This is a genomic window from Methylobacterium sp. Leaf465 (genome assembly GCF_001424705.1).
Lineage (GTDB): Bacteria > Pseudomonadota > Alphaproteobacteria > Rhizobiales > Beijerinckiaceae > Methylobacterium.
In genome coordinates this window covers 186,715-211,358 of record NZ_LMRA01000001.1, presented here as the reverse complement: position 1 = coordinate 211,358, position 24,644 = coordinate 186,715, and the positions used below count along the sequence as shown (strand labels likewise).

At 69.5% G+C, this 24,644-nt stretch carries 22 protein-coding genes and 2 tRNA genes; 8 read left to right on the top strand and 16 right to left on the bottom strand.

The genetic code is table 11. The features are described 5' to 3' along the window. Positions 1-137: 137 nt before the first annotated feature. The 7 genes from ASG51_RS00910 to queA form a co-directional block, all read right to left on the bottom strand. The gene (locus tag ASG51_RS00910) at positions 138-2,330 is read right to left on the bottom strand and encodes an AAA family ATPase (protein ID WP_056378480.1); all 2,193 of its coding nucleotides are present in this window, start codon (positions 2,328-2,330) and stop codon (positions 138-140) included. 261 nt (positions 2,331-2,591) lie between these two features. Further along, entirely contained in the window at positions 2,592-2,843 is a 252-nt protein-coding gene (locus ASG51_RS00905) for a hypothetical protein (protein WP_056378478.1), read from the bottom strand. A 239-nt stretch (positions 2,844-3,082) separates the two neighbouring features. Continuing rightward, complete coding sequence (locus tag ASG51_RS23790) at positions 3,083-3,409, bottom strand: hypothetical protein (protein ID WP_156389516.1); 327 nt, start codon at positions 3,407-3,409, stop codon at positions 3,083-3,085. Between the two features lie 104 nt (positions 3,410-3,513). After that, entirely contained in the window at positions 3,514-4,827 is a 1,314-nt protein-coding gene (locus tag ASG51_RS00900; protein WP_056378477.1) for a site-specific integrase, read from the bottom strand. 426 nt (positions 4,828-5,253) lie between these two features. Beyond that, positions 5,254-5,329 (bottom strand) — tRNA-Lys (locus ASG51_RS00895). A 118-nt stretch (positions 5,330-5,447) separates the two neighbouring features. Next, a complete protein-coding gene (gene tgt / locus ASG51_RS00890) occupies positions 5,448-6,620 on the bottom strand; it encodes a tRNA guanosine(34) transglycosylase Tgt (RefSeq protein WP_056378474.1) in 1,173 nt (390 codons plus the stop codon). Positions 6,621-6,677: 57 nt separating this feature from the next. Next, the gene (gene queA / locus ASG51_RS00885) at positions 6,678-7,763 is read right to left on the bottom strand and encodes a tRNA preQ1(34) S-adenosylmethionine ribosyltransferase-isomerase QueA (protein ID WP_056378472.1); all 1,086 of its coding nucleotides are present in this window, start codon (positions 7,761-7,763) and stop codon (positions 6,678-6,680) included. A 181-nt stretch (positions 7,764-7,944) separates the two neighbouring features. Here queA and ASG51_RS00880 point away from each other — a divergent pair, with 181 nt between their 5' ends. Beyond that, positions 7,945-8,193, top strand: coding sequence for a hypothetical protein (locus tag ASG51_RS00880; RefSeq protein ID WP_056353827.1), 249 nt, complete (start codon positions 7,945-7,947; stop codon positions 8,191-8,193). Between the two features lie 119 nt (positions 8,194-8,312). Next, entirely contained in the window at positions 8,313-9,200 is an 888-nt protein-coding gene (locus ASG51_RS00875; RefSeq protein ID WP_056378470.1) for a cation diffusion facilitator family transporter, read from the top strand. 60 nt (positions 9,201-9,260) lie between these two features. Here the strand turns inward: ASG51_RS00875 and lipB are convergent, their stop codons facing one another. Further along, entirely contained in the window at positions 9,261-9,926 is a 666-nt protein-coding gene (lipB, locus tag ASG51_RS00870; RefSeq protein ID WP_056378468.1) for a lipoyl(octanoyl) transferase LipB, read from the bottom strand. 140 nt (positions 9,927-10,066) lie between these two features. On the opposite strand from lipB, the gene ASG51_RS00865 reads away from it, so the two are divergent. Next, complete coding sequence (locus ASG51_RS00865; RefSeq protein ID WP_056211093.1) at positions 10,067-10,372, top strand: FliM/FliN family flagellar motor switch protein; 306 nt, start codon at positions 10,067-10,069, stop codon at positions 10,370-10,372. 135 nt (positions 10,373-10,507) lie between these two features. After that, positions 10,508-10,592: transfer RNA gene (locus ASG51_RS00860), tRNA-Leu, on the top strand. Between the two features lie 80 nt (positions 10,593-10,672). Here ASG51_RS00860 and ASG51_RS00855 read toward each other — a convergent pair. Then, positions 10,673-11,851: an FAD-dependent monooxygenase gene (locus ASG51_RS00855; protein ID WP_056378466.1), complete on the bottom strand. Its 1,179-nt coding sequence runs from the start codon at positions 11,849-11,851 to the stop codon at positions 10,673-10,675. A gap of 371 nt (positions 11,852-12,222) precedes the next feature. Here ASG51_RS00855 and ASG51_RS00850 point away from each other — a divergent pair, with 371 nt between their 5' ends. Then, a complete protein-coding gene (locus tag ASG51_RS00850; protein ID WP_056211089.1) occupies positions 12,223-12,432 on the top strand; it encodes a hypothetical protein in 210 nt (69 codons plus the stop codon). Between the two features lie 66 nt (positions 12,433-12,498). On the opposite strand, the gene ribB is transcribed toward ASG51_RS00850, so the two are convergent. The 3 genes from ribB to ASG51_RS00835 all read right to left on the bottom strand — a co-directional run bounded on the left by ribB (position 12,499) and on the right by ASG51_RS00835 (position 15,964). Further along, positions 12,499-13,575 carry a 3,4-dihydroxy-2-butanone-4-phosphate synthase gene (gene ribB, locus ASG51_RS00845; protein WP_056211087.1) on the bottom strand — a complete coding sequence of 359 codons (1,077 nt, stop codon included), beginning with the start codon at positions 13,573-13,575 and terminating at the stop codon, positions 12,499-12,501. 51 nt (positions 13,576-13,626) lie between these two features. Next, positions 13,627-14,730, bottom strand: coding sequence for a chorismate synthase (aroC, locus tag ASG51_RS00840; protein WP_056211085.1), 1,104 nt, complete (start codon positions 14,728-14,730; stop codon positions 13,627-13,629). 94 nt (positions 14,731-14,824) lie between these two features. Then, positions 14,825-15,964 (bottom strand): anhydro-N-acetylmuramic acid kinase, encoded by a 1,140-nt coding sequence (locus ASG51_RS00835; RefSeq protein ID WP_200927200.1) that lies wholly within the window; start codon positions 15,962-15,964, stop codon positions 14,825-14,827. 134 nt (positions 15,965-16,098) lie between these two features. Between ASG51_RS00835 and tyrS the strand changes: the two genes are divergently transcribed. Together tyrS and ASG51_RS00825 are read left to right on the top strand one after the other, a co-directional pair. Then, entirely contained in the window at positions 16,099-17,397 is a 1,299-nt protein-coding gene (tyrS, locus tag ASG51_RS00830; protein ID WP_056378465.1) for a tyrosine--tRNA ligase, read from the top strand. A gap of 100 nt (positions 17,398-17,497) precedes the next feature. Next, a complete protein-coding gene (locus ASG51_RS00825) occupies positions 17,498-17,722 on the top strand; it encodes a hypothetical protein (RefSeq protein ID WP_156389515.1) in 225 nt (74 codons plus the stop codon). A 566-nt stretch (positions 17,723-18,288) separates the two neighbouring features. Here the strand turns inward: ASG51_RS00825 and ASG51_RS00820 are convergent. The 3 genes from ASG51_RS00820 to ASG51_RS00805 form a co-directional block, all read right to left on the bottom strand. Further along, a complete protein-coding gene (locus ASG51_RS00820; protein WP_056378461.1) occupies positions 18,289-18,489 on the bottom strand; it encodes a hypothetical protein in 201 nt (66 codons plus the stop codon). 10 nt (positions 18,490-18,499) lie between these two features. Next, a complete protein-coding gene (locus ASG51_RS00815) occupies positions 18,500-18,817 on the bottom strand; it encodes a hypothetical protein (protein ID WP_210168752.1) in 318 nt (105 codons plus the stop codon). Positions 18,818-19,188: 371 nt separating this feature from the next. Beyond that, complete coding sequence (locus ASG51_RS00805) at positions 19,189-20,157, bottom strand: LysR family transcriptional regulator (RefSeq protein ID WP_082513812.1); 969 nt, start codon at positions 20,155-20,157, stop codon at positions 19,189-19,191. A gap of 92 nt (positions 20,158-20,249) precedes the next feature. On the opposite strand from ASG51_RS00805, the gene ASG51_RS00800 reads away from it, so the two are divergent. After that, the gene (locus ASG51_RS00800; RefSeq protein ID WP_056378457.1) at positions 20,250-21,140 is read left to right on the top strand and encodes an aldo/keto reductase family oxidoreductase; all 891 of its coding nucleotides are present in this window, start codon (positions 20,250-20,252) and stop codon (positions 21,138-21,140) included. Positions 21,141-21,185: 45 nt separating this feature from the next. On the opposite strand, the gene ASG51_RS00795 is transcribed toward ASG51_RS00800, so the two are convergent. Further along, positions 21,186-24,635, bottom strand: a complete 3,450-nt coding sequence (locus ASG51_RS00795) for a DUF3971 domain-containing protein (RefSeq protein ID WP_056378455.1) — start codon at positions 24,633-24,635, stop codon at positions 21,186-21,188. Positions 24,636-24,644: the final 9 nt, after the last annotated feature.

Here is a 24,644-nt window from a genome sequence, read left to right as displayed (position 1 = left end):
CGTAGTCCGTAGGGCCCTAAGGGTCCCTACGGGCTGCTACGGTTGGTCGCCGACGCTACGGATCGTCCTACGGTTCCCTACGGTTGGTCGTAAGTCATTGATATTGCACAGGCCGAAGAAACTACGGTTGTCCTGCACTACGCAAAAACTCCTCCGCTAGGGTCCAAAAGCGTAGTTTGCGGTCGGCTGTTTTGGGGGGCTTCCGTAGCAAGCGTTTTGCCGAGGTTTTTCGGTGTTTCCTCTGGAGGATCGATCGCTTCGAAGTAGGTCGCGGCGTGTATGTCACGTGGCAACCACAGACCTCGATCCAGCTTCACGAGGCGGTTTTTCGAGACCAGCTTGTTGAGATGGCCGCGGACCCGGTTCGCTCCATCGTCCCCCGCCTCGCCAAGCTCCGACGCGATGGCAGCGGACCGCACACCCTTGGCCGGAGCGACAGCCCGGGCCAGGACTACCGTAACGGCTCGCAGCACCTCGGCCTCTCGATCCGTTAGCTCTCCAGCCTCGACGCTGCCGCGAGCCAAGAGGCCGACCGTGCAAGAGGTGATATCCTTGCCGCGCGCGTTCTGCCCGAGCACGACCGTTTCGAGGCCGAACGCTGCCTCGGAAAACTTCTCCATGTCGCGCTGTTTCGTGACCCGGATTTTCCCCTCCGAAATCTCGATCTCGGTATCGGTGGCGGCTCGCAACAGCGAATGGCCGCGCGCGCCGCGCTCCAGCTTTTTGCCGGTGTGGTGGACTACCAAGAGGTGCGCATCGGTGGCCGCCCGGATCGCATCGAAGTGCCGGACCAACGCGCCCATATCGATGCTGCTGTTCTCGTCGCCTCCGGCGAGGACCCGAGACAGCGTATCGAGCACGATCAGGCCGAGACGGTCGACGCCCTTCAGGAGATCGATCAACGGCCCGAGATCGGCGTTCGGGTCCAACAGGTTCACGGGCGACAACAGGTACAGGAAGCCCGGGCAAGGCCCATACTTCGACCGGAGCGCCGCCGCACGCTTGCGAGCGCCAGCACCGCCCTCGGCCGCGATATAGACCACGGCGTGCTGTTCGGTGCGCATCCCGCCCCACGGGAGCCCGGACGCCACGTGGTACGCCAGATCCATCGCCACGAACGTCTTGCCCGTGTTGCTCTCGCCGTACAGCACCGTCATGGCGCGTTGGTCCAACAGATCGTCGACGAGCGGGTGGGACGAGATGGTCAGGGCAGTGGCGGCCACGTCATCGAAGGACTGGAGCTGGAGTTTCGGCCTGGCCGCTACCGACCCTCCCCCCTCTGGAAGGGAGGGGAACTCCGAAACGTCAGGATCGGCTTCGAACCACTGTTCTCCCTTCGAGAACTGGTCCGGCGCTGCGGCTGCAGCGAGATCGAACAACCACGAGGCACCGCGGCGAAACGGCGGCTTCATCCGGCGCCAGTCGCTCGCAACCACCTTCGGATCGTTCTCGCCGTCCTCCCATCGCTCGCACCAGTCCTCGAACAGGGCGAAGGCCGCCGGTTCGTCGTCCGGTAGTGCGGCCTTGATCGCGTAACCGAGGTCTCGGTAGGTGTCCCGTGTCGGGAAGCGCTCCGACGTGTTGGGAATCAGGGATACGGCCTTCCGCACGAGATCCGGATCGCCGCGCAAGCTCTCCTGGTTCACGACGGCCGACGAGCCTTCGCGCTTCACCTCGGACGCCGCCGGCAGCACGGCGCGCAGATCGTCCATGAACTGCGTCAGGCGCTGCGGCGTGACCACGGGCAGCTCGTGGAACGGCATCAGCTTGCGCGGCCAGTAGTACGGCTCTCCGGTGTCAGGGTGGATGCCACGCACCTTGCATTGCCGGCCCTCGGTCAGCACCTCGAACCGGTCCGACAGCTCGCCCTTGGCGTTGCGCTCGCCGAACTCGATGCGGCTGTAGCGGTACTCGCCCGACACCCGGATCGGGAAGGCCGCCTTGGGGGCCTGCCCGATGCGCTTCGGCAGCCCCGGGGCCATCGCCTCGACGTGCTGCTCGATGATGGCCGCCAGCTCGGGGTTCTTCGTGTCGGCATCCAGGAACAGGAACCAGGTGCCGTCCGGCATCTGGCCGCACTTGATGCCGATGTCGGCCTGCATCCGATGCCAGCGCTCCAGGTCGTCCTCATCGTTTTCGTATGTGACCCAGTCGTAGCTGAACCACAGGCCGTTGCTGCCGCGGATACCAACGGCCTTCCCGTGGGAGCCGGGCCGATTGAGCGTGGTGCGTTCGGTGACTGACACGCCCATCGGAAGAATCGGGACAAGGCGCGTGTAGCCGTAGTCATAGAGCGCACGGAAGTAATTGACGGGGGTCGAGGCGTTCATCGGCCATGCTCCTGAGGGGGAGAGGCCGGATTGCCAAAGTTAGCCGTGTCATCGGCCACGTTGTCCAACGGCACGGCGGCCGCTACATTGGTGCTGTCCAGCATCTCAATTCCTTGAACGCTTAAGCCAAACGGCCAGACGCCCTGCCACGGGGGTCCTGGCCGTTTCGGTTTTGAGGGTGCACGGGCTGCAGCGCTGGCCCGGAGCTTTGCTCGAGCGCGTCTTCGGGATCCTGTCGGAAGGTTTGCTGCGCTTGGGAGCTCACGGCCGCAACGCCGACCGCGCAACCTCAACACGGCGAGCACGAGCTGCGGCGCCGCGATCGGATGGCGTCCACGGCTGAGCACGATTCAGGAATGCGATCAGACTGCTGGTCTCGACGAGGGTTCGGCCGGCGAGCCGGACGAAAGTCAGAGCCCCTTCCTTCTCGGCTTTGTACAGCGCGGCTTCTGAGACCTGCGCGATCTCGCTCGCGGCCCCAAGCTGCTGGTATGGCCGCTCCTGCCAGGGCATCCGGACAGCGGCTTTCGAGATCCTCTTTGCCGTCGGCGGTACAGCTGCGGCCCCACCCTTTCGCGACGCGCTGTGCTGGTCGCGACCGATTCTTTTGCTCTGCATGTTCGCCACCTGTGTCCGTGATGACGGTAGGGAACCATGAGGCTTAAGCGGCCGGGAGCTACAGATAATACCTGCATCCCAAACAGCTGATGCGGCTTCGTTTTCGGTGGAAAGTCGAAAGCGCTGCGAGGGGTCTAAGGGGCTTTTTCGAGGCGCTCTCTCGCAGCTCTAATTGCAGCCCGCGTCTTGAGAAGCTTCCGTTTGACGCTTTCGACGTCGGCGGTCGGTCGGCCAGCCTCGTCGGCAATCTGTCTTGCTAGGTTCGCGGCGTAGCCCCGGCGACCGCGCCCCTCGAGGGCCCGCACGATCCAGAGCGTATCGTCGCTGGAAGTCTGGCCCCACCGCCCTGCCCCGTCTTCGCGCTCTTCGTAGATCGGGCGCGGCGGACCGTAGGCAGGCACGAAGGTGCCGTCCTTGAACACTGCGCGAATTGGCGCGAGACCGACGAGACGGCGCGTCATCGCGGGCCGCTCAACCTTCGCCTTCCCAGCCACCGCATCCCCTGGCGGCCGGCCCATGATCCGCCCGCTCTTCGTCAGCTTCGTTCGGGTCGGTGGCCTCTCCTTCACGCTGCCACCTCGGAAACAGGGCGCAGCGGCGTGGCCTCGGTCGGCGCCAACGGCGTGACGGCCCGGCGCGCGATTTCCTCGGTGGCGTCCACGATGTAGGCCGAATAGTGCGCTTCGATCATCCCGACGCTGGTGTCGTGAAGCGCGGCGACGAGGCGAACAGGCACGCCGGCGCTCAGTGCCCGCACGATCGAGCTATGCCGAAGGCACAGCATTACCGTGTCGGCTGGCGCCGCAGCGATGTCGCGCGCGGCGGCCCACTGACGAATTGCTGCCGACGCCGAGGCCCAAGGCCGCCGGTCGACGCGCTCCCATTCCGCCGGCCCGGTCTGCTTCTTGTACCAGTGAAGAAGCAGCGGTTCGTGCCCTCGCCGGCCGCATAGGACTGGCTGGAGCCGTCCCACCACGTCGGCACCGACCGGGACCGCGATCGGGGTAGGCCGTTTTCCCGCGCGACCCTTTTGCGATGGCGGCACCATGATCCGAGACCGCGCTACCTGGACGTCGGCAACAGTGATGCGCGCGACCTGCGAGAACCGGGCGCCCGTCGCGGCCATGACCAGCACAAGTCGGCCGAAGTCGCCTGACCCGTCGACGGCGAAGGAGGCATCCACAAGGCGTCTGATCTCGGCGTCGGGCAGCACCTGCTTTCGCGCGTCCGAGGCCGCAGAGATGGCCTTCGTACCCGACTTGATCTCTGCTGCGGTCGACGGTGGCAAACTGCGCCGATGTAGGTCTGTAGATGCGTTCAGAGCCGCCCGCAGGTCATTGAGGAGACGATTGACCGTCGTCGGCGCCAATTCCTTCGTCAGGCGTCGACGCCAAGCCTGGATTGCGGCCGCCGACAAGCGCGCCATCGGCGCCTCTGCGAACTCAGAATCGGACAGTACGTGCTTCGACAGACGGCTTCCGGCATCTCGACCAGCGGCTGCGGCACGGTCGGCCCGAGCGGCGATGTAGGTCTCCACGGCGGACCTGACCGTAGGAGCCCGAACCGCTGTGTCGTCTGCCTCGGCGTTCTCTATCGAAGCAAGGCGGGCCTTGGCCCATTGGATCGCTGCAGTGACGGCCGCGGGATAGGAGAGTGCGCCGGATCCAGCCCCCGGATCGTCGGCCAGCGTCAGACGCTCTTCGCTGCGCTTGCCGTCCAGAACGAGCTTCGCGACCCATGAGCCTGGTCCGCGCGCCGGTTTACGGTAGCCAAGCGAGACGCCCCCTCGCCCGCCCGAGATACCGTGCCAGTAGGGGTTCTTGTTCGGCGCCAGCTTCGCACGCTTCGCGGCGCTGTCGATCGTCGAAGGCTGAGCCATACTGCGTCTCACAGATCGTCTCACACTGAGGTGTGCACGAACTATGATGTGAATGACGGGATTTTGCCAGCGGCGCAGCGCGCTTAGCACCTCATGGTTCTCAGCTTTGGGCCCGGAACGGCCCTTTCACGGCGAAAACACGGGTTCGATTCCCGTAGGGCGCGCCAGCGATGTTTTCGCGGTCGATCTCCGATCGCCCCCGATCCGCTCGATCTTGCCAGCCCGCAATGATGCTCGAACGCCTCTTCGGGCATATCGGACCACTGGTTCCGCTTCTCTAACGACTCCCCCGGCGAGGGGTCCCGTACGGTCGCGGCCACGCAGTTTATCGGCTCGCTCATGCGCGGCGACGGGGCGTCACCATTCCTGCGGAGCCACGAGAAGCGGCGCCGCGCAGCGGATCACATTTCGAGATCTGGAAAGAGATGGTGAGCGCGCTGGGGCTCGAACCCAGGACCTACAGATTAAAAGTCCGTTGCTCTACCAACTGAGCTACGCGCTCGTGTGCGACGGGGCGTTGCGGCGCTCGGCGCCGCGCCGTGTCGAACAGCGTGGCTCGCAATAGGGGGTCGGCGGTATGGGGTCAACCGGCTTCGCGGTCGTCCCCCGGGGATGGTGCGTCAGGCCGCGGCGCGCTCGGCCTCGGCCCGGGTCCAGGCCGCGCGGGTCTCGTCGCTGAAGTCGGCGAGGCGGCCCTGCGCGATGGCGGTGCGCAGGCCCGCCATCAGGTCCTGGTAGTAGGACAGGTTGTTCCAGGTGAGCAGCATCATTCCCAGGATCTCGTCGCTGCGCACCAGGTGGTGGAGGTAGGCCCGGGAATAGTCGCGGGCCGCCGGGCAGGACGAGGCCTCGTCCAGGGGGCGGGTGTCCTCGGCGTGGCGGGCGTTGCGCAGGTTGATCCGGCCGTGTCGGGTATAGGCGAGGCCGTGGCGGCCGGCGCGGGTCGGCATCACGCAGTCGAACATGTCGATGCCCCGGGCCACCGAGCGCATCAGGTCGTCCGGAGTGCCGACGCCCATCAGGTAGCGCGGCTTGCCCGCGGGCAGGTGCGGCTCGACCGTCTCGATCATCGCCAGCATCACGGCCTGGGGCTCGCCCACCGCGAGGCCTCCGATGGCGTAGCCCTTGAGGTCGAGGTCCACGAGGGCGCGGGCGCTCTCCACCCGCAGGGCCGGCACGTCGCCGCCCTGGACGATCCCGAACATCGCCTTGCCGGGCTGGGTGCCGAAGGCCACGCGGCAGCGCTCGGCCCAGCGCAGGGACAGGTGCATCGCCTTCTCGATGGCCGCGTGCTCGGCCGGCAGGCGGACGCACTCGTCGAGCTGCATCTGGATGTCGGAGCCGAGCAGGCCCTGGATCTCGATGGAGCGCTCCGGGCTCATGTGGTGGGTCGAGCCATCCACATGGGAGCGGAAGGTCACGCCCTGCTCGTCCAGCTTGCGCAGGGCCGAGAGCGACATGACCTGGAAGCCGCCGGAATCGGTGAGGATCGGATGCGGCCAGTTCATGAAGCGATGCAGGCCCCCGAGGCGGGCCATGCGCTCGGGACCGGGGCGCAGCATCAGGTGGTAGGTGTTGCCCAGGACCACGTCGGCCCCGAGTTCGCGGACCTGGCCCGGATACATCGCCTTCACGGTGGCGGCCGTGCCCACCGGCATGAAGGCCGGCGTCCGGATGGTGCCGCGCGGCATCGTGATCGCGCCGGTGCGCGCCGCCCCGTCGGTGGCGTCGACGCGGAAGGTGAATTCGGCGGGCAGGCCGGCGGATGCGGCGGGAGAGGCGGGCTCGGACATGGGCGCCGTCTTAGAGCCTCCGGCGCTTTCGAGGCAAACCCCGCGCGGGCCGGCCCCTCAGCCGCGCGCCGGAAACAGCAGGCTGGAATCGCCGTAGGAATAGAAGCGATAGCCCCCCGCGATGGCGTGCGCGTAGGCCGCCCGCATGGTCTCCAGGCCCGAGAAGGCCGAGACCAGCATGAACAGGGTCGAGCGCGGCAGGTGGAAGTTGGTCATCAGGGCGTCCACCGCGCGGATGCGCGTGCCCGGGGTGATGAAGATCTCGGTCTGGCCGGCGAAGGGGTGGAGGCGCCCGTCCTCGTCGGCCGCGCTCTCGAGGAGGCGCAGGGCCGTGGTGCCCACGGCGACGATGCGCCCGCCCCGCGCCCGCACGCCGTTGAGGGCCTCGGCGGTGTCGGCGTCGAGGCGACCGATCTCGGCATGCATGCGATGGTCGGCGGTGTCGTCGGCCTTCACCGGCAGGAAGGTGCCGGCGCCCACGTGCAGGGTCACGGTGTGGCGGGCGATGCCGGCGGCATCGAGTTCGGCCAGCATCGCCTCGGAGAAGTGCAGGCCGGCGGTGGGGGCCGCCACCGCGCCGGGCTCGCGGGCATAGACGGTCTGGTAGTCGGTGGCGTCCTGCGCGTCGGTGGGGCGCTTGCCGGCGATGTAGGGCGGCAGCGGCAGGTCCCCGATGGCGGCGATGGCCTCGTCCAGGGCCGGTCCGGCGAGATCGAAGCGCAGGGTGATCTCGCCGCCCTCCCCCTTCGCCGCGATGGTGGCGTCGAGTCCACCGAGGGCGCAGGGCGCGCTGGCGCCGTGGCGGCCGAAGCTGACCCGCTCGCCGGCGGCGAGGCGCTTGCCCGGCCGGGCGAAGGCGCGCCAGGTGTCCGCCGCCTCGCGCAGGTGCAGCATCGCCTCCATCCGCAGGCCCGGCGAGCCCGGGCGATGGCGGACGCCGGCGAGCCGCGCCGGGATCACCCGGGTGTCGTTGAAAACCAGGGCGTCGCCCTGGCGCAGGAGCTGCGCGAGGTCGCGCACCCGCCGATCCTCCAGGCCGTCGTCGGGCCGGACCACGAGGAGGCGCCCGGCATCGCGGGGCACAGGCGGCCTGAGGGCGATGCTGTCTTCGGGCAGCTCGAAATCGAAGAGATCGACGCGCATGCCGCGCCACCTGCCCGGTTTGCCCGCGCGGATCAATGGTCCGGCGCGCGTGCCCGGAACCCGGGACGGTCCTGCCGGTTCGCTGAGGGGCCGGGCCACCGCCCGGCGCGCCTGGATTTTCGTACTTCCGGTTGCGATAGTCCGACCCCCTCACGGTGGGATCGAGTCAGGAGTTCGAGGCATGAGCGACGGGACCCCCCGGCCGGTGCGGCCGGGCCGCGTGACCCTGGACGGGCAGCTGGTGACGTACTGGGAGCGGGAGGCGCAGCGCCTCGAGACGCTGGCCGATGCCGCGCGCTGGAACTGGAGCGCCCGCAGCTTCCGGCGCAAGGCCGAGCGCGCCAGGGCTGAAGGCGCGCGCTTCGCTGCCCGCGAGCGGGCGCGCAAGCCCGTGGCGCCGGACACGCCGGAGACCTCCGAGTCGGCATAGCCCCGGCTCAATCGTTCAGCGGCGGGTTCAACCTTTGCCGTGGCCTTGGCGCCGGGACGGGCGCTATGGCCGCGCGACCGGGCGTCGCTGCTGCGCCCGGGCCGAGACCGGACGTCGCCATGGACCGTACCCAGAAAGCTGCCCTCCTGAGCGCCGGCCTCGGCGCCCTGGTGATGGGCCTCAAGTTCGCCGCCTACTGGGTCACCGGCAGCCTCGCGCTGTACTCGGATGCCCTGGAGAGCATCATCAACGTGGTGGCGGCGGTGTTCGCCCTCGTCGCCCTGCGGGTCGCCGCCCGTCCGGCCGACGACGACCACCCCTACGGCCACCACAAGGCCGAGTACTTCTCCGCCGTGATCGAGGGCGCGCTCATCGTCGTGGCGGCGATCCTGATCCTGCGCGAATCCTTCCACGGGCTTCTCGACCCGAAGCCCCTCGACGCGCCGCTGACCGGCCTCCTCGTCAACCTCATGGCCACCGCGATCAACGGCGCCTGGGCCGTGATCCTGCTGCGCCGCGGCCGGGAATGGCGCTCCCCCGCCCTGGTGGCGGATGCCCGGCACGTCATGGCCGACGTCGTCACCTCAGGCGGCGTGCTCGTCGGCGTCGCCCTGGTGGCGGTCACGGGCTACGCGATCCTCGATCCGCTCATCGCCGGGCTCGTCGCCCTCAACATCCTGTGGTCGGGCTGGGGCATGATCCGCGATTCGGTCAGCGGCCTCATGGACAAGGCGGCCCCCGGCGAGATGGTCGCGCAGATCCGCGCGCTCATCTCCCTCCACAGCACCGGCGCCCTGGAGGCGCACGACGTCCGCACCCGTCACGCAGGACAGGCCACCTTCATCGACTTCCACCTCGTGGTGCCGGGCACGATGACGGTGCAGGATTCGCACGCGATCTGCGACCGGCTGGAGGCCGCCATCGAGAACGCCATCGAGGGCTCCGTGGTGGTCATTCACGTCGAGCCGGGCGAGCACGCCAAGGGACGCGGCGTGCCGGTGATCTAGGGTCTGTCTCGCCGGTTTGCCTCCTCGGGAGAACCGGTTTCCCCCCATCCCGGGCAAACTCTAACCGAGGGACACCGTCTCGCCGAAGATCGCTTCGAAGGCGGCGCGCAGTTGCATGTCGACCTCGGGCATCGAGACGAGGTGGCCGAGATCGACGAGGCTGGTGACGCCGTGGCCGGCGATGCCGCAGGGGACGATGCCGGAGAAGTGCGACAGGTCCGGCTCCACGTTGAGGCTGATGCCGTGGAAGCTGACCCAGCGCCGGACCCGGATGCCGATGGCGGCGATCTTATCCTCGACCGCCGCCCCGCGCTCCGGTCGGCGGACCCAGACCCCGACCCGGTCCTCCCGCCGCTCGCCGCGCACGTTGAAGGCCTCCAGGGTTGTGATGATCCAGGCCTCCAGGGCGGCCACGTAGGCCCGCAGATCCCGGCGGCGCCGGTTGAGGTCGAGCATCACGTAGGCCACCCGCTGGCCGGGCCCGTGATAGGTATACTGCCCGCCCCGGCCCGTCCGGTGCACGGGGAAGCGCCTGGGGGCGACGAGGTCGGCGTCCTGCGCCGAGGTGCCGGCCGTGTAGAGCGGTGGGTGCTCCAGCAGCCAGACCAGTTCCGGCGCCTGCCCCGCCGCGATCGCCTCGGCGCGCGCCTCCATGGCGGCCACGGCCTCCCCGTAGGGCACGAGCGCGTCGCTGATCCGCCAGTCCACCGGCGCCGCGCCGGCCATGGGCCGGAAGTCCCTCGGCGGGAGCGCCAGCCGGGTGGCGTTTAGGGTTTCGTTTACCAAGACTTCACCATCGCGCGTGGAAGGTGGACGGAAGGGCGGACGCCGCATCGCGCGCCGCCCCGGAGCGGGGGACGGGGCGCGTGGCGGTTCTGGAAGACTTGAAGGTCGATCTTAAGGTGGTGCTCGGCCGCAGTCACATGCCGCTGCACATGCTGCTGCGCATGGGCCGGGGCGCCGTGATCGAACTCGAATCCACCGAGTCCGATATGGTCGAGATCCTCGCCAACGACCACCCGATCGCGCGGGGCCAGATCGTCGTGACGGGCAACCGCATCTCCGTGGAAATCACCGAGCTGATCCGCAAGGCCGAGGTGGTGCGCCTCGCCGGGGTGACCATCGGCGAGGGCGCGGTCCCGGTCCTCGAAGGCGGTGTCGATTTTCTCTGATCCCGCCCACGCGGCGCTTGTCGGACGGAAATCCCTCTGTTATTGGCTGCGCCGCGCCCCGAGAGATCGGCCGCCGCAGCCGAGTGAGACAGGATCTCCGGGCCCGGTGACCGACGCGAACGGTGTGTTGACGATGCGGCCATGGCGGAATTGGTAGACGCGCTAGCTTGAGGTGCTAGTCCTGCAAGGGGTGGAGGTTCGAGTCCTCTTGGCCGCACCAACTCAACAGAGTTGGTGTCCCCTCATGAACTGACGAGGTCGCTACCAGGCCTCCCCTTCTCCCTCCGACAATTCGTTCGATCAGGCGCCCTGCACAGACGCGCCTCTTCCATCGCCCGTCCGCTCCCACACCGAGACCGGCTCGCGGAGGGGCGCATAGGCGGCGCGGTAGCTGCGTGGGCCGATGACGGGCAGCAGCCGGTTTCGCGCCCAGTCCGGCAGCGCGGCGGTGCGCGACAGGCGATCGGTCATGGCCTGGACATGGGCCACGCGGGGGCGACGCCGCGCCTCGTAGGCGAGGCCGACCGTGTTCCAATCCGCTTCGCGCCCCAGGAGGTCCGCGAGCACCAGGGCATCCTCCAGGGCGAGGGCGGCGCCCTGTGCCCAGACCGGCGCGGTGGCATGGGCGGCATCGCCGGCCAGGAGAACCCGACCTTGGGTCCAGCGCGCGATCCGCACCTCCTCGAGCGGGGAATGATGGATCGCGTCGGGATGGACCAGGACTCGATCCAGGGTGTCCTGCACCAGGCGCGGGAAGGGGGCGAACACCCGGCGGACTTTCGCCAGATCCCGTTCGCCCGCCCCGGTCCGGCTGATCGAAACCCAGCCATAGACCGCATCGGTGTCGACCGGGATGAGCAGGAACAGGCCCCCCGCCCCCGCCCAGAGGGTCCACGCATCGATGCCGGGGTTTGGGGCCATGAAGCGCCAGCTGGCCTGTCCGAGCACGGCCGCGCGGGTCGCCTGTTCGCCGAACATGGAACGCCGGACCGTCGAGTGGACCCCATCCGCGCCGACGAGCAGGCCGCCCTGCTCCACCCCTCCTTCGCCAAGATCGACGCTCACGCCCGACGCGGTCGCCCGGACCGCGCGGATCGTGCCGCCACGCCGGATCGCCTCCGGCGGGAGGTCCTGCCCCAGGAGGCGCTGAAGGTCGGAGCGGCGCAGGCAGCGCGGGCAGGCCGCCTCCCCCCAGAACGCCGCCTCGTCCACGGCGAACAGGAGCTGGCCGCGATGGGTGCGATATTCGCGGCGCCGGACGGGCGACCCGACGCGCTCCAGGGCGTCGCCCAGCCCGAGTTGCCCGAGGGCCTGCACCGCGTTGCCCGGGAGGTTGATGGCGAGCCCGCCATCCTCCGGCGCCGTGCGCCGCTCCAGGGCGAGGACGGGCACCCCGCGCCGGTGCAGGGCCCGCGCCGCCGCCAGTCCCGCGATGCCGCCGCCGGCGACGAGGACGCGCCCGCGCGCATCATCGATCATGAAGCCTCTCCGTTCGCGTCCCGACCGGCGCTGCGCACTCTGCACGCGCGCCACTGTGGCAAGGATACGCGCGCGCGGGAACCGCCTGCCGCGTTGGACCTTCCCGGTATGGGTTCGCCCTGTGCGGCGGGTTCCCGCGCAGGTCTGCCCTGTGCCAGACCGCCTTGTCCGGGTCGGGCATGTGCGAGACCGATACGCGCGGCCCGGCGCTTGCAAGCGAATCGCAGCAAGTCGAACGCGGGTGTCGGCGACGACGCTCCTTGCTGGCGGTTCTCGCCGCCGGCCCGCGGCGATGACGGAAAATGGGTGCCATCGCGACCGAAACTACGTAGGTCTGACGGAGACGCTCGCCGAGCGCAGAGGGAAGCGGAATGCGGTTGATCGAGGACGTGGATGCGAGAGGGGGGCGACGGCTCCTGCGCGGTGCCTACATCTGGTATCGCTTCACCATCCTCGCCGTTCGCGAGATCCTGACGCGCCGCGACACCGAGCACCACCGGGGCGGGGCCCCGTCCTACCCAGGACCGCATGCGGGATCCCACCCGCGCCGGCTGTCCTGGTCGAGCGGCCCCAAGGCCTGAGAGCCGGCCGACCCGATCCTCGGTGGGGTCGAGAAGCAATTGGATGCTCTCGCCCCCCGCGTCGGCTCAGCTCTCCAGGCGCTCGTCGCCCAGGAACTCGATCCCGAATCCCGAGAGTCCGACATAGGCGCGCGACGAGGTCGCGAGGTTGCGGATCGACGAGACGCCGAGATCGCGCAGGATCTGGGCGCCGAGCCCGACTTCGCGCCACTGCGCCACGCGCTGCGCCTCCGAACCCTCCTCGACGAAGGGCTTCAGGGGCACGCCGGCCGTGCCGTCGCGGAGGTAGACGAGGATGCCGCGGCCTTCCTCGGCGAAGCGGCGCATCACCGCCTCGATCTGGCGCCCGCCCTCGATGACGTCGGCCACCACGTTCGACCGGTGCAAGCGCACCAGCACGTCCTCGCCGTCGCCGATGCGGCCGTGGACGAAGGCGAATTGCTGCACGGTCTCGAACGGCGTCGTGTAGGCGTAGCCCGTCATCTCGCCGAACTCGGTCTTCACCGGGAAGGTGCCGACCCGCTCCACCAGGGTCTCGCGGGCCTGCCGGTAGGCGATCAGATCGGCCACCGAGACGCGCTTGAGGTTGTGCAACTCGGCGAAGGCCGTGATCTGCGGACCCTTCATCACCGTGCCGTCGTCGTTGGCGAGTTCGCAGATCACGCCCACTGGGGGTAGGTTCGCGAGCTTGCACAGGTCCACCGCCGCCTCGGTGTGGCCGGAGCGCATGAGCACGCCGCCATCCTTGGCGATCAGCGGGAAGACATGGCCGGGACGGACGAAATCGTCCTCGCCCATGTTGCCGTTGGCCAGCGCCCGCACCGTGTTGCAGCGCTGCTCGGCCGAGATCCCGGTGGTCAGCCCGTGCTTGGTGTCCACCGTCACCGTGAAGGCGGTACCGAGCGGCGCGTCGTTCGAGGCCACCATCGGGTCGAGGCGCAGGCGCCGGGCCTCGGCCCGGGTCAGGGGCGCGCAGACGATGCCGCAGGTGTTGCGGATGATGAAGGCCATCTTCTCCGGCGTGCAGAGCGCGGCGGCGACGACGAGGTCGCCCTCGTTCTCGCGATCGTCGTCGTCGGTGACGACGACGATCTCGCCGCGAGCATAGGCCTCGATGGCCTCGGTGACGTGGGTGTGGGGCACGGGCTGTCTCTTGGCGTTTCGCGGATCGGACGACGGCGGGCGCGGGCAGGATCAGTCCCGCGCGCCGACCTGCCCCCGATGACGCAGATAGTGATCGGCGAGGACGCACGCCATCATGGCCTCGGCCACCGGTACGGCGCGAATGCCGACGCAGGGGTCGTGGCGCCCCTTGGTGACGAGGTCGACGTCGCGGTTGTCCCGGGAGACGCTCATGCGCGGCGTCAGGATCGAGGAGGTCGGCTTCACGGCGAAGCGGCAGACGATGGGCTGGCCGGTGGAGATGCCGCCCAGAACCCCGCCCGCATGGTTGGCGAGGAAGGTCGGGGCGCCGGCATTGCCCGAGCGCATCTCGTCGGCGTTCTCCTCGCCCCGCAGGGACGCGGCGGCGAAGCCGTCGCCGATCTCGACGCCCTTCACGGCGTTGATCGACATCATGGCGGCGGCGAGATCCGCGTCGAGCTTGCCGTAGATCGGCGCGCCGAGACCGGGGGGCACGCCCTCGGCCACCACCTCGATCACCGCGCCGACGGACGAGCCGTCCTTGCGGATGCCGTCGAGGTAATCGGCATAGAAGGTCGCGGTCTCGGGGTCCGGACAGAAGAACGGGTTGGCGTTCACCGCCTCCCAGTCCCAGCGCGACCGGTCGACGGCGTGGGGGCCCATCTGCACGAGGGCGGCCCGGATGGTGACGCCGGCGGGCAGGACCTTGCGGGCGACGGCGCCCGCCGCGACCCGCGCGGCGGTCTCGCGCGCCGAGGAGCGCCCGCCGCCGCGATAGTCGCGGATGCCGTACTTGGCCTCGTAGGCGTAGTCGGCATGGCCGGGCCGGTAGCTGTCCCGGATCTCGGAGTAATCCTTCGAGCGCTGATCGGTGTTCTCGATCTCCAGGGCGATCGGCGTGCCGGTGGTGAGCTGGACGCCGCCGGTGCGGTCGTCGGCGAAGACGCCCGAGAGGATGCGGACCTGGTCGGGCTCGCGCCGCTGGGTGGTGAAGCGCGACTGGCCGGGCTTGCGCCGGTCGAGTTCCGCCTGGATGTCCTCCGCCGACAGGGCGAGCCCGGGCGGACAGCCGTCGACCACGCAGCCGAGGGCGACCCCGTGGCTCTCGCCGAAGGTGGTGACGCGAAACAGGTGTCCGAACGTATTGTGCGACATGGCGCTCCCGCTCTAGCGCGGGTTTGGCCCGAGGGCCAGCGCGGGGCCATGCGCCGGTCCGGGGGCGACCCTGCGCCAGGACACGCGCTGCGCCTCAGGCATCCGGCCGCGCGAGCACGCCGCCGGTGGTCGGCTCGCGCACGCCGGTGGTGGACGGGAAGGTGATCGGCAGGCCCTTGAGCGAGCGCACCGCGAGATGCGCGAAGGCCTGTGCCTCGAGATAGGCCGAGGACCAGCCGATGGCGTCCGCCGTCGTGATCTCGGCGCGCAGGTGGTAGTTCAGCAGGCGCACGAGCTCGCCGTTGCGGGCGCCGCCGCCGGCCACGATCCAGCGGGCCGGGATCTCGGGGGCGTGGTCGAGGGCGCGGGCCACCGCGCGGGCGGTGAAGGCCGTAAGGGTCGCGGCGCCGTCCTCCGTCGAGAGCTGTCCCGCGAGCTTGTGCGAGAACCAGTTGCGGTCGAGGGATTTCGGCGGCCGCCGGGCGAAGAACGGGTGGATCAGCAGCCAGGCCAGCAGCGGCTCGTCGGGGCGTCCGCGGGCGGCGGTGCGACCGCCGTCGTCGAGGGGGCGGCCGGTGCGCTCCCGCATCCAGTCGTCGATCAGCGCGTTGCCGGGCCCCGTGTCGAACGCGATGACGTCGCCGTTCGCCGACAGGATGGTGGCGTTGGCGACCCCGCCGATGTTCAGGATGCCGAGGGCCCCCTCGAAGCCGGAGGCGCGGGCGAGGGCCTGGTGGAACACCGGGACCAGGGGGGCGCCCTGCCCGCCCGCCACCACGTCGGCGTGGCGCAGGTCCGACACCACGGCGATGCCCAGCCGCCGGCTCAGGGCCGCGCCGTCGCCGATCTGCACGCTCATGCGCTGGTCCGGCCGGTGCACCACGGTCTGGCCATGGAAGCCGATCACGTCGATGTCGGCCGGGGTGAGATGGTTGTCCGCCAGGAAGCTCTCCACCGCCTCGGCATGGGCGGCGGTGACGAAGGCCTCGGCCTCCGCCAGGCAGCCCGGCCGGTCCTCGCGGGCGGAGACCCCTTCCGAATCGATCAGCGCCTGGCGCAGCAGGGCCCGGTCCTCGTCCGAGTAGCCGCGATAGCCCGTCGGCCCGAGGGGCTCGAGGTAGCCGTTATGGCTCTGGACCACCCGCACGGTCTCGCCGTCGGTCTCGATCAGGGCGACGTCGACGCCGTCGAGGGACGTGCCGCTCATCAACCCGATCGCGCGCATCATCGTCATGGTGCCCTCCCCGGGCCTTGATGCCCGTGCCTTCCGTCCGCAGCCCTGCTAAGAGCCGCTCCACATCCCGTGCGGTGCTATCACGCGGCCTTCAACGCTGTCCCGCGCCGCGATTCTCGAAACCGGAACCTCGCATGTCCTCCGACGCCCCCCAGGCTGCCGCCGCAAACGCGCCCTTCCAGCCGCAATCCGATTTTCTGAAGGTCCTGACCGAGCGCGGCTACATCCACCAGGGGTCGGACCTCGCCGGCATCGATGCGGCCGCCCGCGAGGGCCGGCTGACGGCCTATGTCGGGTACGACTGCACTGCCGCCTCCCTGCATGTGGGCCACCTCCTCTCGATCATGATGCTGCACTGGCTCCAGGCCACCGGCGGCACGCCCATCACCCTGATGGGCGGCGGCACGACGCGGGTGGGCGACCCCTCGGGCCGGGACGAATCGCGAAAGATTCTCACCCTCGCGCAGATCGAGGAGAACAAGGCCGGCATCCAGAAGACCTTTTCACGGTTTCTCACGTTCGGTGACGGCGGCCAGGCTGCGACGATGGTCGACAATGCCGAGTGGCTGACCAAGCTGAACTACATCGAGATGCTGCGAGACATCGGGCGCCACTTCTCGGTCAACCGCATGATGTCGATGGACAGCGTGCGCATGCGCCTGGAGCGCGACCAGGAACTCTCGTTCCTGGAGTTCAACTACATGATCCTGCAGTCCTACGACTTCGTCGAGCTCAACCGTCGCTACGGCTGCGTGCTGCAGATGGGCGGCTCGGACCAGTGGGGCAACATCGTCAACGGCATCGATCTCGGTCGCCGCATGGGCACGCCGCAGCTCTACGGGCTCACCTGCCCGCTGCTGACCACCGCCTCGGGCGCCAAGATGGGCAAGACCGCCGCCGGGGCGGTCTGGCTCGATGCCGGGATGCTCAGCCCCTACGATTACTGGCAGTTCTGGCGCAACACCGAGGACGCCGATGTCGGCCGCTTCCTCAAGCTGTTCACCCTCCTGCCCATGGACGAGATCGCGCGCCTGGAAGCCTTGCCCGGCGCGGGCATCAACGAGGCCAAGAAGGTGCTGGCGACGGAGGCGACGGCCCTGATGCACGGCCGCGAGGCGGCGGACGCCGCCGCCGAGACGGCCCACAAGACCTTCGTCGAGGGCACGGTGGCGCAGGACCTCCCGAGCATCACCGTCTCGCCCGAGCTCCTGGACGCCGGCCTCGGCGTCCTCTCGGCCTTCGGCCCGGACTACGCCAAGCTCCTGCCCTCCACCAGCGAGGGCCGCCGCCAGATCAAGAGCGGGGGCCTGCGCGTCAACGACGTGCCGGTGACGGACGAGCGGGCGGTCCTGCGCACGGCGGACCTCACCGCGGACGGCGTCATCAAGCTCTCGTTCGGTCGCAAGAAGCACGTGCTCGTCCGCGTCGCCTGAGAGGTGATCCGCCGTATCGACCCGAGACCGTGGCCCGATCCTGGAAACCCCGGAAGTCCCCTGCCTTGGTCGGGACCGGGGGACGTGGCATGACGGGCCGATGCGCATTCCTTCGCTGCCAGACCATAGCGTGGCCGTCTCGGCCTGCCGGAGCGAGAAAGGTCGCTTTCGCTGGTCGGTCTGCACGACCGGCTATCACCCCTACCGGTCCCCGAGTTCCTACCCGTCCGCGGCCCTCGCGCTCGCGGCGGGGATCTCGCACGCGCGTGTCCTGGCTGAGCAGCATCCGATCCGCGCCCGGATCAACGACGGGAGCTGGCTCTAGGCGCACGTTCGCGCCCGGCAGTGTCCGGGCGGCGGGATCCGACCCAATCTACAATAAGTGTAGGTGATCGATCGATCGAGGCGCATACTGCCCGCTGGGTAGGAATCTCTATGACAATCAAAGAACTCGTGCGTCGGCGTCGATCTTCGGCAGGACAGGCGGCCGTCGTCGGTGTGACGCGTGCTTTGGAGATGGCGTTTCCCATCATCGAGAACGAAGCGGGGCTTAATCGCATCGGTCGGGCCCTGGCCGCCCTCGTCGCGTTGGACGCCGTCGCCGAGCGCGTGGTCGCCGTCGAGGCGGCCTGAGTGAGGGAAGTCTGATCGCGACGGACGTCGCCGGGGCGGACGCGATTGGCCACCGGGGCGGTGCGACGGCCGCTCGCCAGGCGTCTTCGCGCAACTTCAACAGATCACAGCCAAAACGCAGGCGATCCCCCGGACCGCATGCGTCCGTGCCCTGCGATCGGTCCGTTGGCGTCGTTCGCACCGAAGGTCGGCCCCGGAGCGCGCCTGTCGCTGAGCGCAGGGCCGAGGCGTGGCGGGGATTCGGATCTCAAACCGGTATCAGTGTCTGAGCGAGGTGGCGCCGATGCAGGTTTCGATGATGAAGATGAGCGCCGCGGCACAGAAGTGCAGCGCGGGAGATGGTGTCCGGGAGAGCGTTGGCTCGGAATTTCCGGCCTGAGCCCGGACCATCGTTGCGCCGATCGCCAGAGCGACCAGGGCGACCGCCACGTCGAGGGCCACTTCGAGGAATTCCTTCATCCAAGGTGCCCTAATCCCATTGCTGGCTGTCGAGGTTGCAAGCGCCGTTCGTCAGCTTGGCAATGGCCGACATGGCCTCATCGAGGCTCGGGTGCCGGAGCTTGATGGTCTGCAGGATCGTGCCCGGCTCCGGTTCGATGCTGACGGTATCCCCCGTCGCGCTTCTCCGGATCGTTCCCAGATCGCGACCCAGCCGATCCTTCAGCGACCAGACATCGACGTCCGATTTCATCGGCGTGAGGACGACATCCATCGGCGGTCCCTTAAAACAATGACCTGAGAGTAACGTCAGCCCTATCGTTGGCCGCTGACGCGCGAGATCCCTCATCAAAGATGCACTCGGGGTCGGTCTCTGGCAATCATGGAAGGCAAACTTATTTCTATTTAAACGCGTAGGAGCTTTCAGAAACTCGTGTATGTTCGCCTAAATCTTGAAAAGGGCGAAATATGTTCCGAATTATTCTCCGTCACGAGACGTCGGCGCTTGGCTCGAAGGCTTGGGCCAATGACCTGGACTCGGCGAAGTCTCATGTGAAGGCCCTGATCGACAAGCCGGGTACGGGCGTTCGACCCACATCCGCCGAGATCCGCGATGGCATCTCGCAGGCGATCGTCTACCGGTATCCCCCTCTCCCGTAGGGTCCGGTCGACCCCCGTGACGCTGGGGCACCGAGCCCACGCACCGCGATCCCCCGTCCGTCACGAAACATTCCGAAGCGGGGTGCCAGGCGACGTCGGGGGATGGTTCGCCGCGAGATCTCCCCTGCGTCCAGGGCGGGGGGCGATGAAGTCCACGAAGGCGCGCAACGGCGCCGGCAGGTAGCGGCGCCCGGGATAGTACAGGAACGGCCCGGAGAACCGCTGCCACCAGGGCTCCAGCACGGGCTCCAGGGCGCCGCTGTCGAAATGCGGCTGGAGCCAATCCTCGAACAGGTTCAACAGTCCGACGCCGACGATCGCCGCGTCGATGGCGAGTTCGGTCGCCGCCCCGACGCGCACGACCAGCGGCCCCGTCGGCTCCACCCGGACGATCTCGCCGGCGCGCTCGAACTCCCAGGCCGGCATGGCGCCGCTGGCGAAGCGGCCGCCGATGCAGGCATGGTCGAGGAGGTCGCGCGGGTGCTCCGGCCGGCCGTGCCGGTCGAGATAGGCCGGCGCCGCCGCCGTGGCGAAGCGCTGCTCCCGCGGGCCGATCGGGACCGCCACCATGTCCTGCTCCAGGCGCTCGTCGTAGCGGATGCCGGCATCGCAGCCGGCGGCCAGCACGTCGACGAAGCTGTCGTCGGCGATCACCTCCAGGCGGATGTCGGGATAGGCCGCCAGGAAGGGCGGGACGATCCGGGGCAGCACCAGCCGGGCCGCGCTCACCGGCACGTTGAGCTTCAGCGTGCCGGCCGGCCGATCGCGAAAGCCGTTGACCACGTCCACCGCCGCCGCGACCTCGCCGAGGGCCGGTTTCAGGCGCTCCAGAAGACGCAGGCCGGCCTCCGTCGGGACGACGCTGCGGGTGGTCCGGTTCAGGAGCCGGACCCCGAGGCGCGTCTCCAGGCGCCGCACCGCCTCGCTCAGTCCGGAGGCGCTGAGCCCGCTCGTGCGGGCACCGTCGCGAAAGCCGCCGGCTTCCGCCACGGCCACGAAGGCCGCGAGTTCCCCGAGATCGGTGCGCATCGTTCGTTTCCCCGCACGGCCCGTGCGCATTGTGCCGGATTATCGCGCGGGGCGGCAGGGGCTAGGTGGAGCTCAGCGCAAAGGAGTTTTCCATGAACGATCGCGACAGGGCGAAGGATCTCGACGGAGCCGGCACCTACCGGCTCGGCGACCGGACGGTGAAGCGGATGGGCTACGGTGCCATGCAGCTCGCCGGACCGCAGGTATTCGGCCCCCCGAAGGACCGGGCTCGTGCTGTGGCCGTGCTGCGGGAGGCGGTGGCCTCCGGTGTGAATCACATCGACACGAGCGATTTCTACGGCCCCCACGTCACGAACCAGATCATCCGCGAAGCGCTGCACCCCTACCCGGACGATCTCGTCCTCGTCACCAAGGTCGGGGCGCGGCGGGGACCGGACGCCTCCTGGAACCCGGCCGCCTCGGCCGAGGACCTGACGCACGCCGTCCACGACAACCTGAGAAACCTCGGCGTCGAGGCGCTGGATGTGGTGAACCTGCGGATCATGTTCGACGCGCACGGTCCCGCCGAGGGCTCCATCGCGGAGCCCCTGGGCGTCCTGGTCGACCTGCAGCGCCAGGGACTCGTGCGCCGGATCGGGCTCAGCAACGTGACGCCGCGCCAGGTGGCCGAGGGGCGCGCGATCACGCCCATCGTCTGCGTGCAGAACGCCTACAACCTCGCGCAGCGGGCGGACGACGCGCTGGTCGACGACCTTTCCGCCGCCGGCATCGCCTACGTGCCCTTCTTTCCGCTGGGCGGCTTCAGCCCGCTCCAGTCGACGACGCTGTCGGCCGTCGCCGCGCGCATCGGCGCGACCCCGATGCAGGTCGCCCTCGCCTGGCTCCTCGCCCGGGCGCCCAACATCCTGCTGATCCCCGGCACGTCGTCGCCGGAGCACCTGCGCGAGAACATGGCGGCCGCCGGTCTGTCCCTGCCGGCGGACGCGCTGGCGGAGCTCGACGGGATCGCGGGCGCGGGCTGACCATGGGGATCCCGGAGCGGGGTCGCGCGCAGGACGGCGAGCCCCTCAGCGCTCGGTCTCGCTCATCGGCGCGCCCGCAGCGAGGCCGTCATTGCCGCCGCCCGCGCTGAACAGCTTGCGCAGGATGCCGGGGGCGAGGGCCGAGAGCGGGTTCACGCTCACGTCCGGCTTGGCGAGGCGGCCGGACACCCGGAAGTTCAGGGCGAACAGGCCCTCGTTCCGGCCGCCACCGAGGAGCTGGCCGAGGATCGGCAGCTGGGAGACGACGTTGTTCAGGCCGTAGAGCGGCACGAAGGTGCCGTTGATGTCGGTGCGCTCCTTGGCGGTGTCGAGGAAGCCCGTCATGGTGAAGCCCATGGCGGGGTTCGAGATCGCCGCGTCGCTGATGTCGATCCGGCTGCCTGTGCGCGTGAAGATCGCCCGCAGGCGGTCGAACTCCACGTCGTTGCCGGCATTCTGCACGACGTATTTCCGGCCGCGGGAATCCACGACCTCGCTGGTGGCCGGCCCCTGCGCCATGATGCTGGACAGGGCCGGCTCGTTGCGCAGGATGAAGTTGCGGATCTGGACGGAGCCCGGCTGCGGCCCGTCGTTCAGGGCGCTCGTCATGATCAGCTTGCCGCCGTACATCCGCTTGTAGATGTCGGCGAAGCGCAGGGTCGAGCCGGCATCCAGCGTCTCGATGGTGACGCTCGAGGCGCCGCGATCGGTGTGGGTCACCTGCGCCGAGAAGGGCGCGCTGCTGAACTTGCCCTGGACGCGCCCGCTTCGCAGGTCGCGGCCGCGCAAGGAGAGCTTGGCGCTGGCATTGGTCAGGGATTCCCCGTTGAAGCCGCTGACGATGCCGAGGCTGAGATCGGCCTCGACATCCTTCGGGTTCGCATCCCGGGCCCCCTTGACGTCGGGCCCGCCGAGTCCGCGCAAGAACGGGCGCGCATCGGCCACGGCGCCCCGGACGGCGACCCGATAGGCATTGCCGCCGGTGCGGTCGACCTGGACGCGCATGTCGTCCCCGGGCGAGAGCTTCAGCGCCGTCAGATCCGCGCGCTCCAACCCCCCGTCGCCGTTGAGGCTGGCGCTGCCGCGCGCCATCAGCGGTCCCGCGTCGACGACGAGATCGCGCAGGTCCTGGTTGCCGTTCGCCCCCTCGCTCACGGTGAAGCTCGCGCGTCCGGCCTTGCCGACGGCCTTCGTCACGCCCGGCAGGAGCCCGTCGCTCCCCATCCGGGTGAGGTCGGCCTCCACGCGGATCGGGGGCTTGCCCAGTCCGGTCCGGCCGATCGGCAAGGTCAGGCGGACCGGGATGGTGCCGGTGATCTGGGGCGCCACCGGCAGGCCCTTGCGGGCCCGCAGGGCGTCGTCGATGGCCAGGCCGATATTCACCTCGCCGGGCGCGCCGGCCTTGGGCTGGCGCAGGTCCACCGTGATCGGCGTACCCATGACTCGGCCGTCGCCCTTGAGCGAGAAGGCGCCCCGCTCGCAGAGGACCGCGAAGCGTCCGCCCTCGAGCCGCTCCTTCCCGAACACCTTGTCGACCGCGATGTCCGACAGGGTCCCGGTGATGCTCACCGGCAGGTCGGGCAGGTCGGGGATGTGCTTCAGGTTGAGGGGGAAGTCGATGCGCAGGTCCGCGGCGCCCTTCACCGTCCCGGGATCGAGGTCGAGGCCCGTGAGGGTCTTGAACATGTTGGTCTGCAGCAGCGAGACCAGGGCGTCGGCGCCGCCGCTGAGGCGCAGCCCGATCTGCGCCGTCACCGTGTCGGGGGTGATCTTGGGGATCACGAAGGATCCATCCGAGATCGACAGGGTCCGGTTGTCCGCCATGCGGACATCGGCGGTGACGTTGCGGATCTTGGTCGTCTGTCCGGTGATCGTGCCGGTCACCCGCCCCCGCGTGAGCGGCGGCGAGTCGGGCACCACGATCAGGGTGGCGTCGGAGACCGCGAAATCGATATGGACCGCGTTGTCGGGCATCGGCTCGCCGCGGGTGGCGGCGGCGAGTTCCGAGCCGCTCATGTCCACGGTGATGTCGACCGCGTTGACCTTTCCGCCGCGCAGGTTGTCCACGAGGTAGTTGCGGGCGGGCGGCGCCACGTGCTCGGGCCAGAGGCGCAGCGCCATCCGCCCGTCGGTGTCGCCGGCGACGATGTGCAGGGTCAGCCCGTCATCGTCGGCCGAGGTCCCGATGGTCCCGGTGATCCGGCCGTTGGCGGCACCGGCCCGGACCGAGAAGTCGTCGATGACGATCCCGCCGGCCTTGCCGGTGAGATGGGCCGAGACCGTGTCGAGGCCGACGGGCTTGTCGGCCGCATTGGCCCCGCGCAGCACCGCGTCCCTGCCCGCCAGTTCCAGGGTCCAGGCGGAATCCGCGCCCGCGGGCGCCGCAGTCCAGGCGCCGGTGAGGTGCACCGCGTTGCCGGCCCCGCGATAATCGAGGGCGTCGAGCTTCATCGCCCGGCCGGCCTCGTCCCAGCTCACCGCGGCCGCGAGGCTGTCGATGGTGACCGGGTTGAAGTCCTTCTCCTCGATCAGGACGTTGCCGCCGCCGGTGCGGATCTCGGCCGTCATCGTCTCGATGCGCCCGGCATCGATCGCCACGTCGGCCTTGGCCGAGAGCTTGAGGTCGGTGTCCACCGGCAGCTTCGACTGGCCGGACAGGAGGAGGAGGTCGCTGATCGGCAGGTCGTCGAGGGTGATGATGCCGGTGCGCTTGGTGCCCCCGGCCTCGTGCAGGTCGCCGCCGAAGCGCCATTCCCCGTGCGGCCCGTCGATGCGCAGTTCGAAGACCCGGGCGTCGCGCACGGCATCGCGGCGGAACAGGCCGTTGACGTGCTCGAACACGGCGCGCTGGCGGGCATCGTCGTCGATGAGCGTGAGGCGTCCGTTGGTGATCCGCGCCCGGTCGAGGGCGCCGATCACGCCGGCGGAATCGAGCACCACCCCGAAGATCGAGGCGACGCTGGCGGAGATCGGCGAGACGTGGCCGGCCGCGGCATCGACGCTCGGCAGCGTGTGGGGCACCACCGCGCTGCCCGGGCTGCTGTCGGAGGCCGCGAAGGCGATGCTGCCGTTGCGGTGGACCAGGGCCGTCATCTGCAGGTCCCGGAACTCGATGGCCCGCGGCTGCACCGCAAGGCGCAGAAGGCTCCAGGTGTCGAGGCTGACCACGGCCAGGGGCGCCCGGACCACGAGGGCGCCCTCGGGATTGTGGATGTCGAGACCGGCGACGCGCAGGGCCAGGGACTGCTCCGCGTCGAGCTCCAGGGCGCTGTCGCTGAGAGCGACGCGCCAGCCGGGACCGATGCTGCCGGCGATGGCCGAGGCCACGCGCTCCGACATGCCGTCGATGCGCAGGGGACCCATCGACAGGCGGCCGATGACTCCGCCGACGGCGACCGTCAGGCCGACCACCAGGGCGGCCGCAATCCAAAGCAGCGGCCGCCGCCGTGCGGCGGGCCGCGCGGGCCGCGAACCTTTGGCCGTTTCCTGGTCCATCAATCCTTG

Excerpts from the sequence above, each read along its gene's own strand:
- ASG51_RS00910 (WP_056378480.1), bottom strand. The coding sequence starts at position 2,330 with ATGAACGCCTCGACCCCCGTCAATTACTTCCGTGCGCTCTATGACTAC.
- ASG51_RS00905 (WP_056378478.1), bottom strand. The coding sequence starts at position 2,843 with ATGCCCTGGCAGGAGCGGCCATACCAGCAGCTTGGGGCCGCGAGCGAG.
- ASG51_RS23790 (WP_156389516.1), bottom strand. The coding sequence starts at position 3,409 with ATGACGCGCCGTCTCGTCGGTCTCGCGCCAATTCGCGCAGTGTTCAAG.
- ASG51_RS00900 (WP_056378477.1), bottom strand. The coding sequence starts at position 4,827 with ATGGCTCAGCCTTCGACGATCGACAGCGCCGCGAAGCGTGCGAAGCTG.
- tgt (WP_056378474.1), bottom strand. The coding sequence starts at position 6,620 with ATGTCCGAGCCCGCCTCTCCCGCCGCATCCGCCGGCCTGCCCGCCGAA.
- queA (WP_056378472.1), bottom strand. The coding sequence starts at position 7,763 with ATGCGCGTCGATCTCTTCGATTTCGAGCTGCCCGAAGACAGCATCGCC.
- ASG51_RS00880 (WP_056353827.1), top strand. The coding sequence starts at position 7,945 with ATGAGCGACGGGACCCCCCGGCCGGTGCGGCCGGGCCGCGTGACCCTG.
- ASG51_RS00875 (WP_056378470.1), top strand. The coding sequence starts at position 8,313 with ATGGACCGTACCCAGAAAGCTGCCCTCCTGAGCGCCGGCCTCGGCGCC.
- lipB (WP_056378468.1), bottom strand. The coding sequence starts at position 9,926 with ATGGCCGGCGCGGCGCCGGTGGACTGGCGGATCAGCGACGCGCTCGTG.
- ASG51_RS00855 (WP_056378466.1), bottom strand. The coding sequence starts at position 11,851 with ATGATCGATGATGCGCGCGGGCGCGTCCTCGTCGCCGGCGGCGGCATC.
- ASG51_RS00850 (WP_056211089.1), top strand. The coding sequence starts at position 12,223 with ATGCGGTTGATCGAGGACGTGGATGCGAGAGGGGGGCGACGGCTCCTG.
- aroC (WP_056211085.1), bottom strand. The coding sequence starts at position 14,730 with ATGTCGCACAATACGTTCGGACACCTGTTTCGCGTCACCACCTTCGGC.
- ASG51_RS00835 (WP_200927200.1), bottom strand. The coding sequence starts at position 15,964 with ATGACGATGATGCGCGCGATCGGGTTGATGAGCGGCACGTCCCTCGAC.
- tyrS (WP_056378465.1), top strand. The coding sequence starts at position 16,099 with ATGTCCTCCGACGCCCCCCAGGCTGCCGCCGCAAACGCGCCCTTCCAG.
- ASG51_RS00825 (WP_156389515.1), top strand. The coding sequence starts at position 17,498 with ATGCGCATTCCTTCGCTGCCAGACCATAGCGTGGCCGTCTCGGCCTGC.
- ASG51_RS00820 (WP_056378461.1), bottom strand. The coding sequence starts at position 18,489 with ATGAAGGAATTCCTCGAAGTGGCCCTCGACGTGGCGGTCGCCCTGGTC.
- ASG51_RS00815 (WP_210168752.1), bottom strand. The coding sequence starts at position 18,817 with ATGAGGGATCTCGCGCGTCAGCGGCCAACGATAGGGCTGACGTTACTC.
- ASG51_RS00805 (WP_082513812.1), bottom strand. The coding sequence starts at position 20,157 with ATGCGCACCGATCTCGGGGAACTCGCGGCCTTCGTGGCCGTGGCGGAA.
- ASG51_RS00800 (WP_056378457.1), top strand. The coding sequence starts at position 20,250 with ATGAACGATCGCGACAGGGCGAAGGATCTCGACGGAGCCGGCACCTAC.
- ASG51_RS00795 (WP_056378455.1), bottom strand. The coding sequence starts at position 24,635 with ATGGACCAGGAAACGGCCAAAGGTTCGCGGCCCGCGCGGCCCGCCGCA.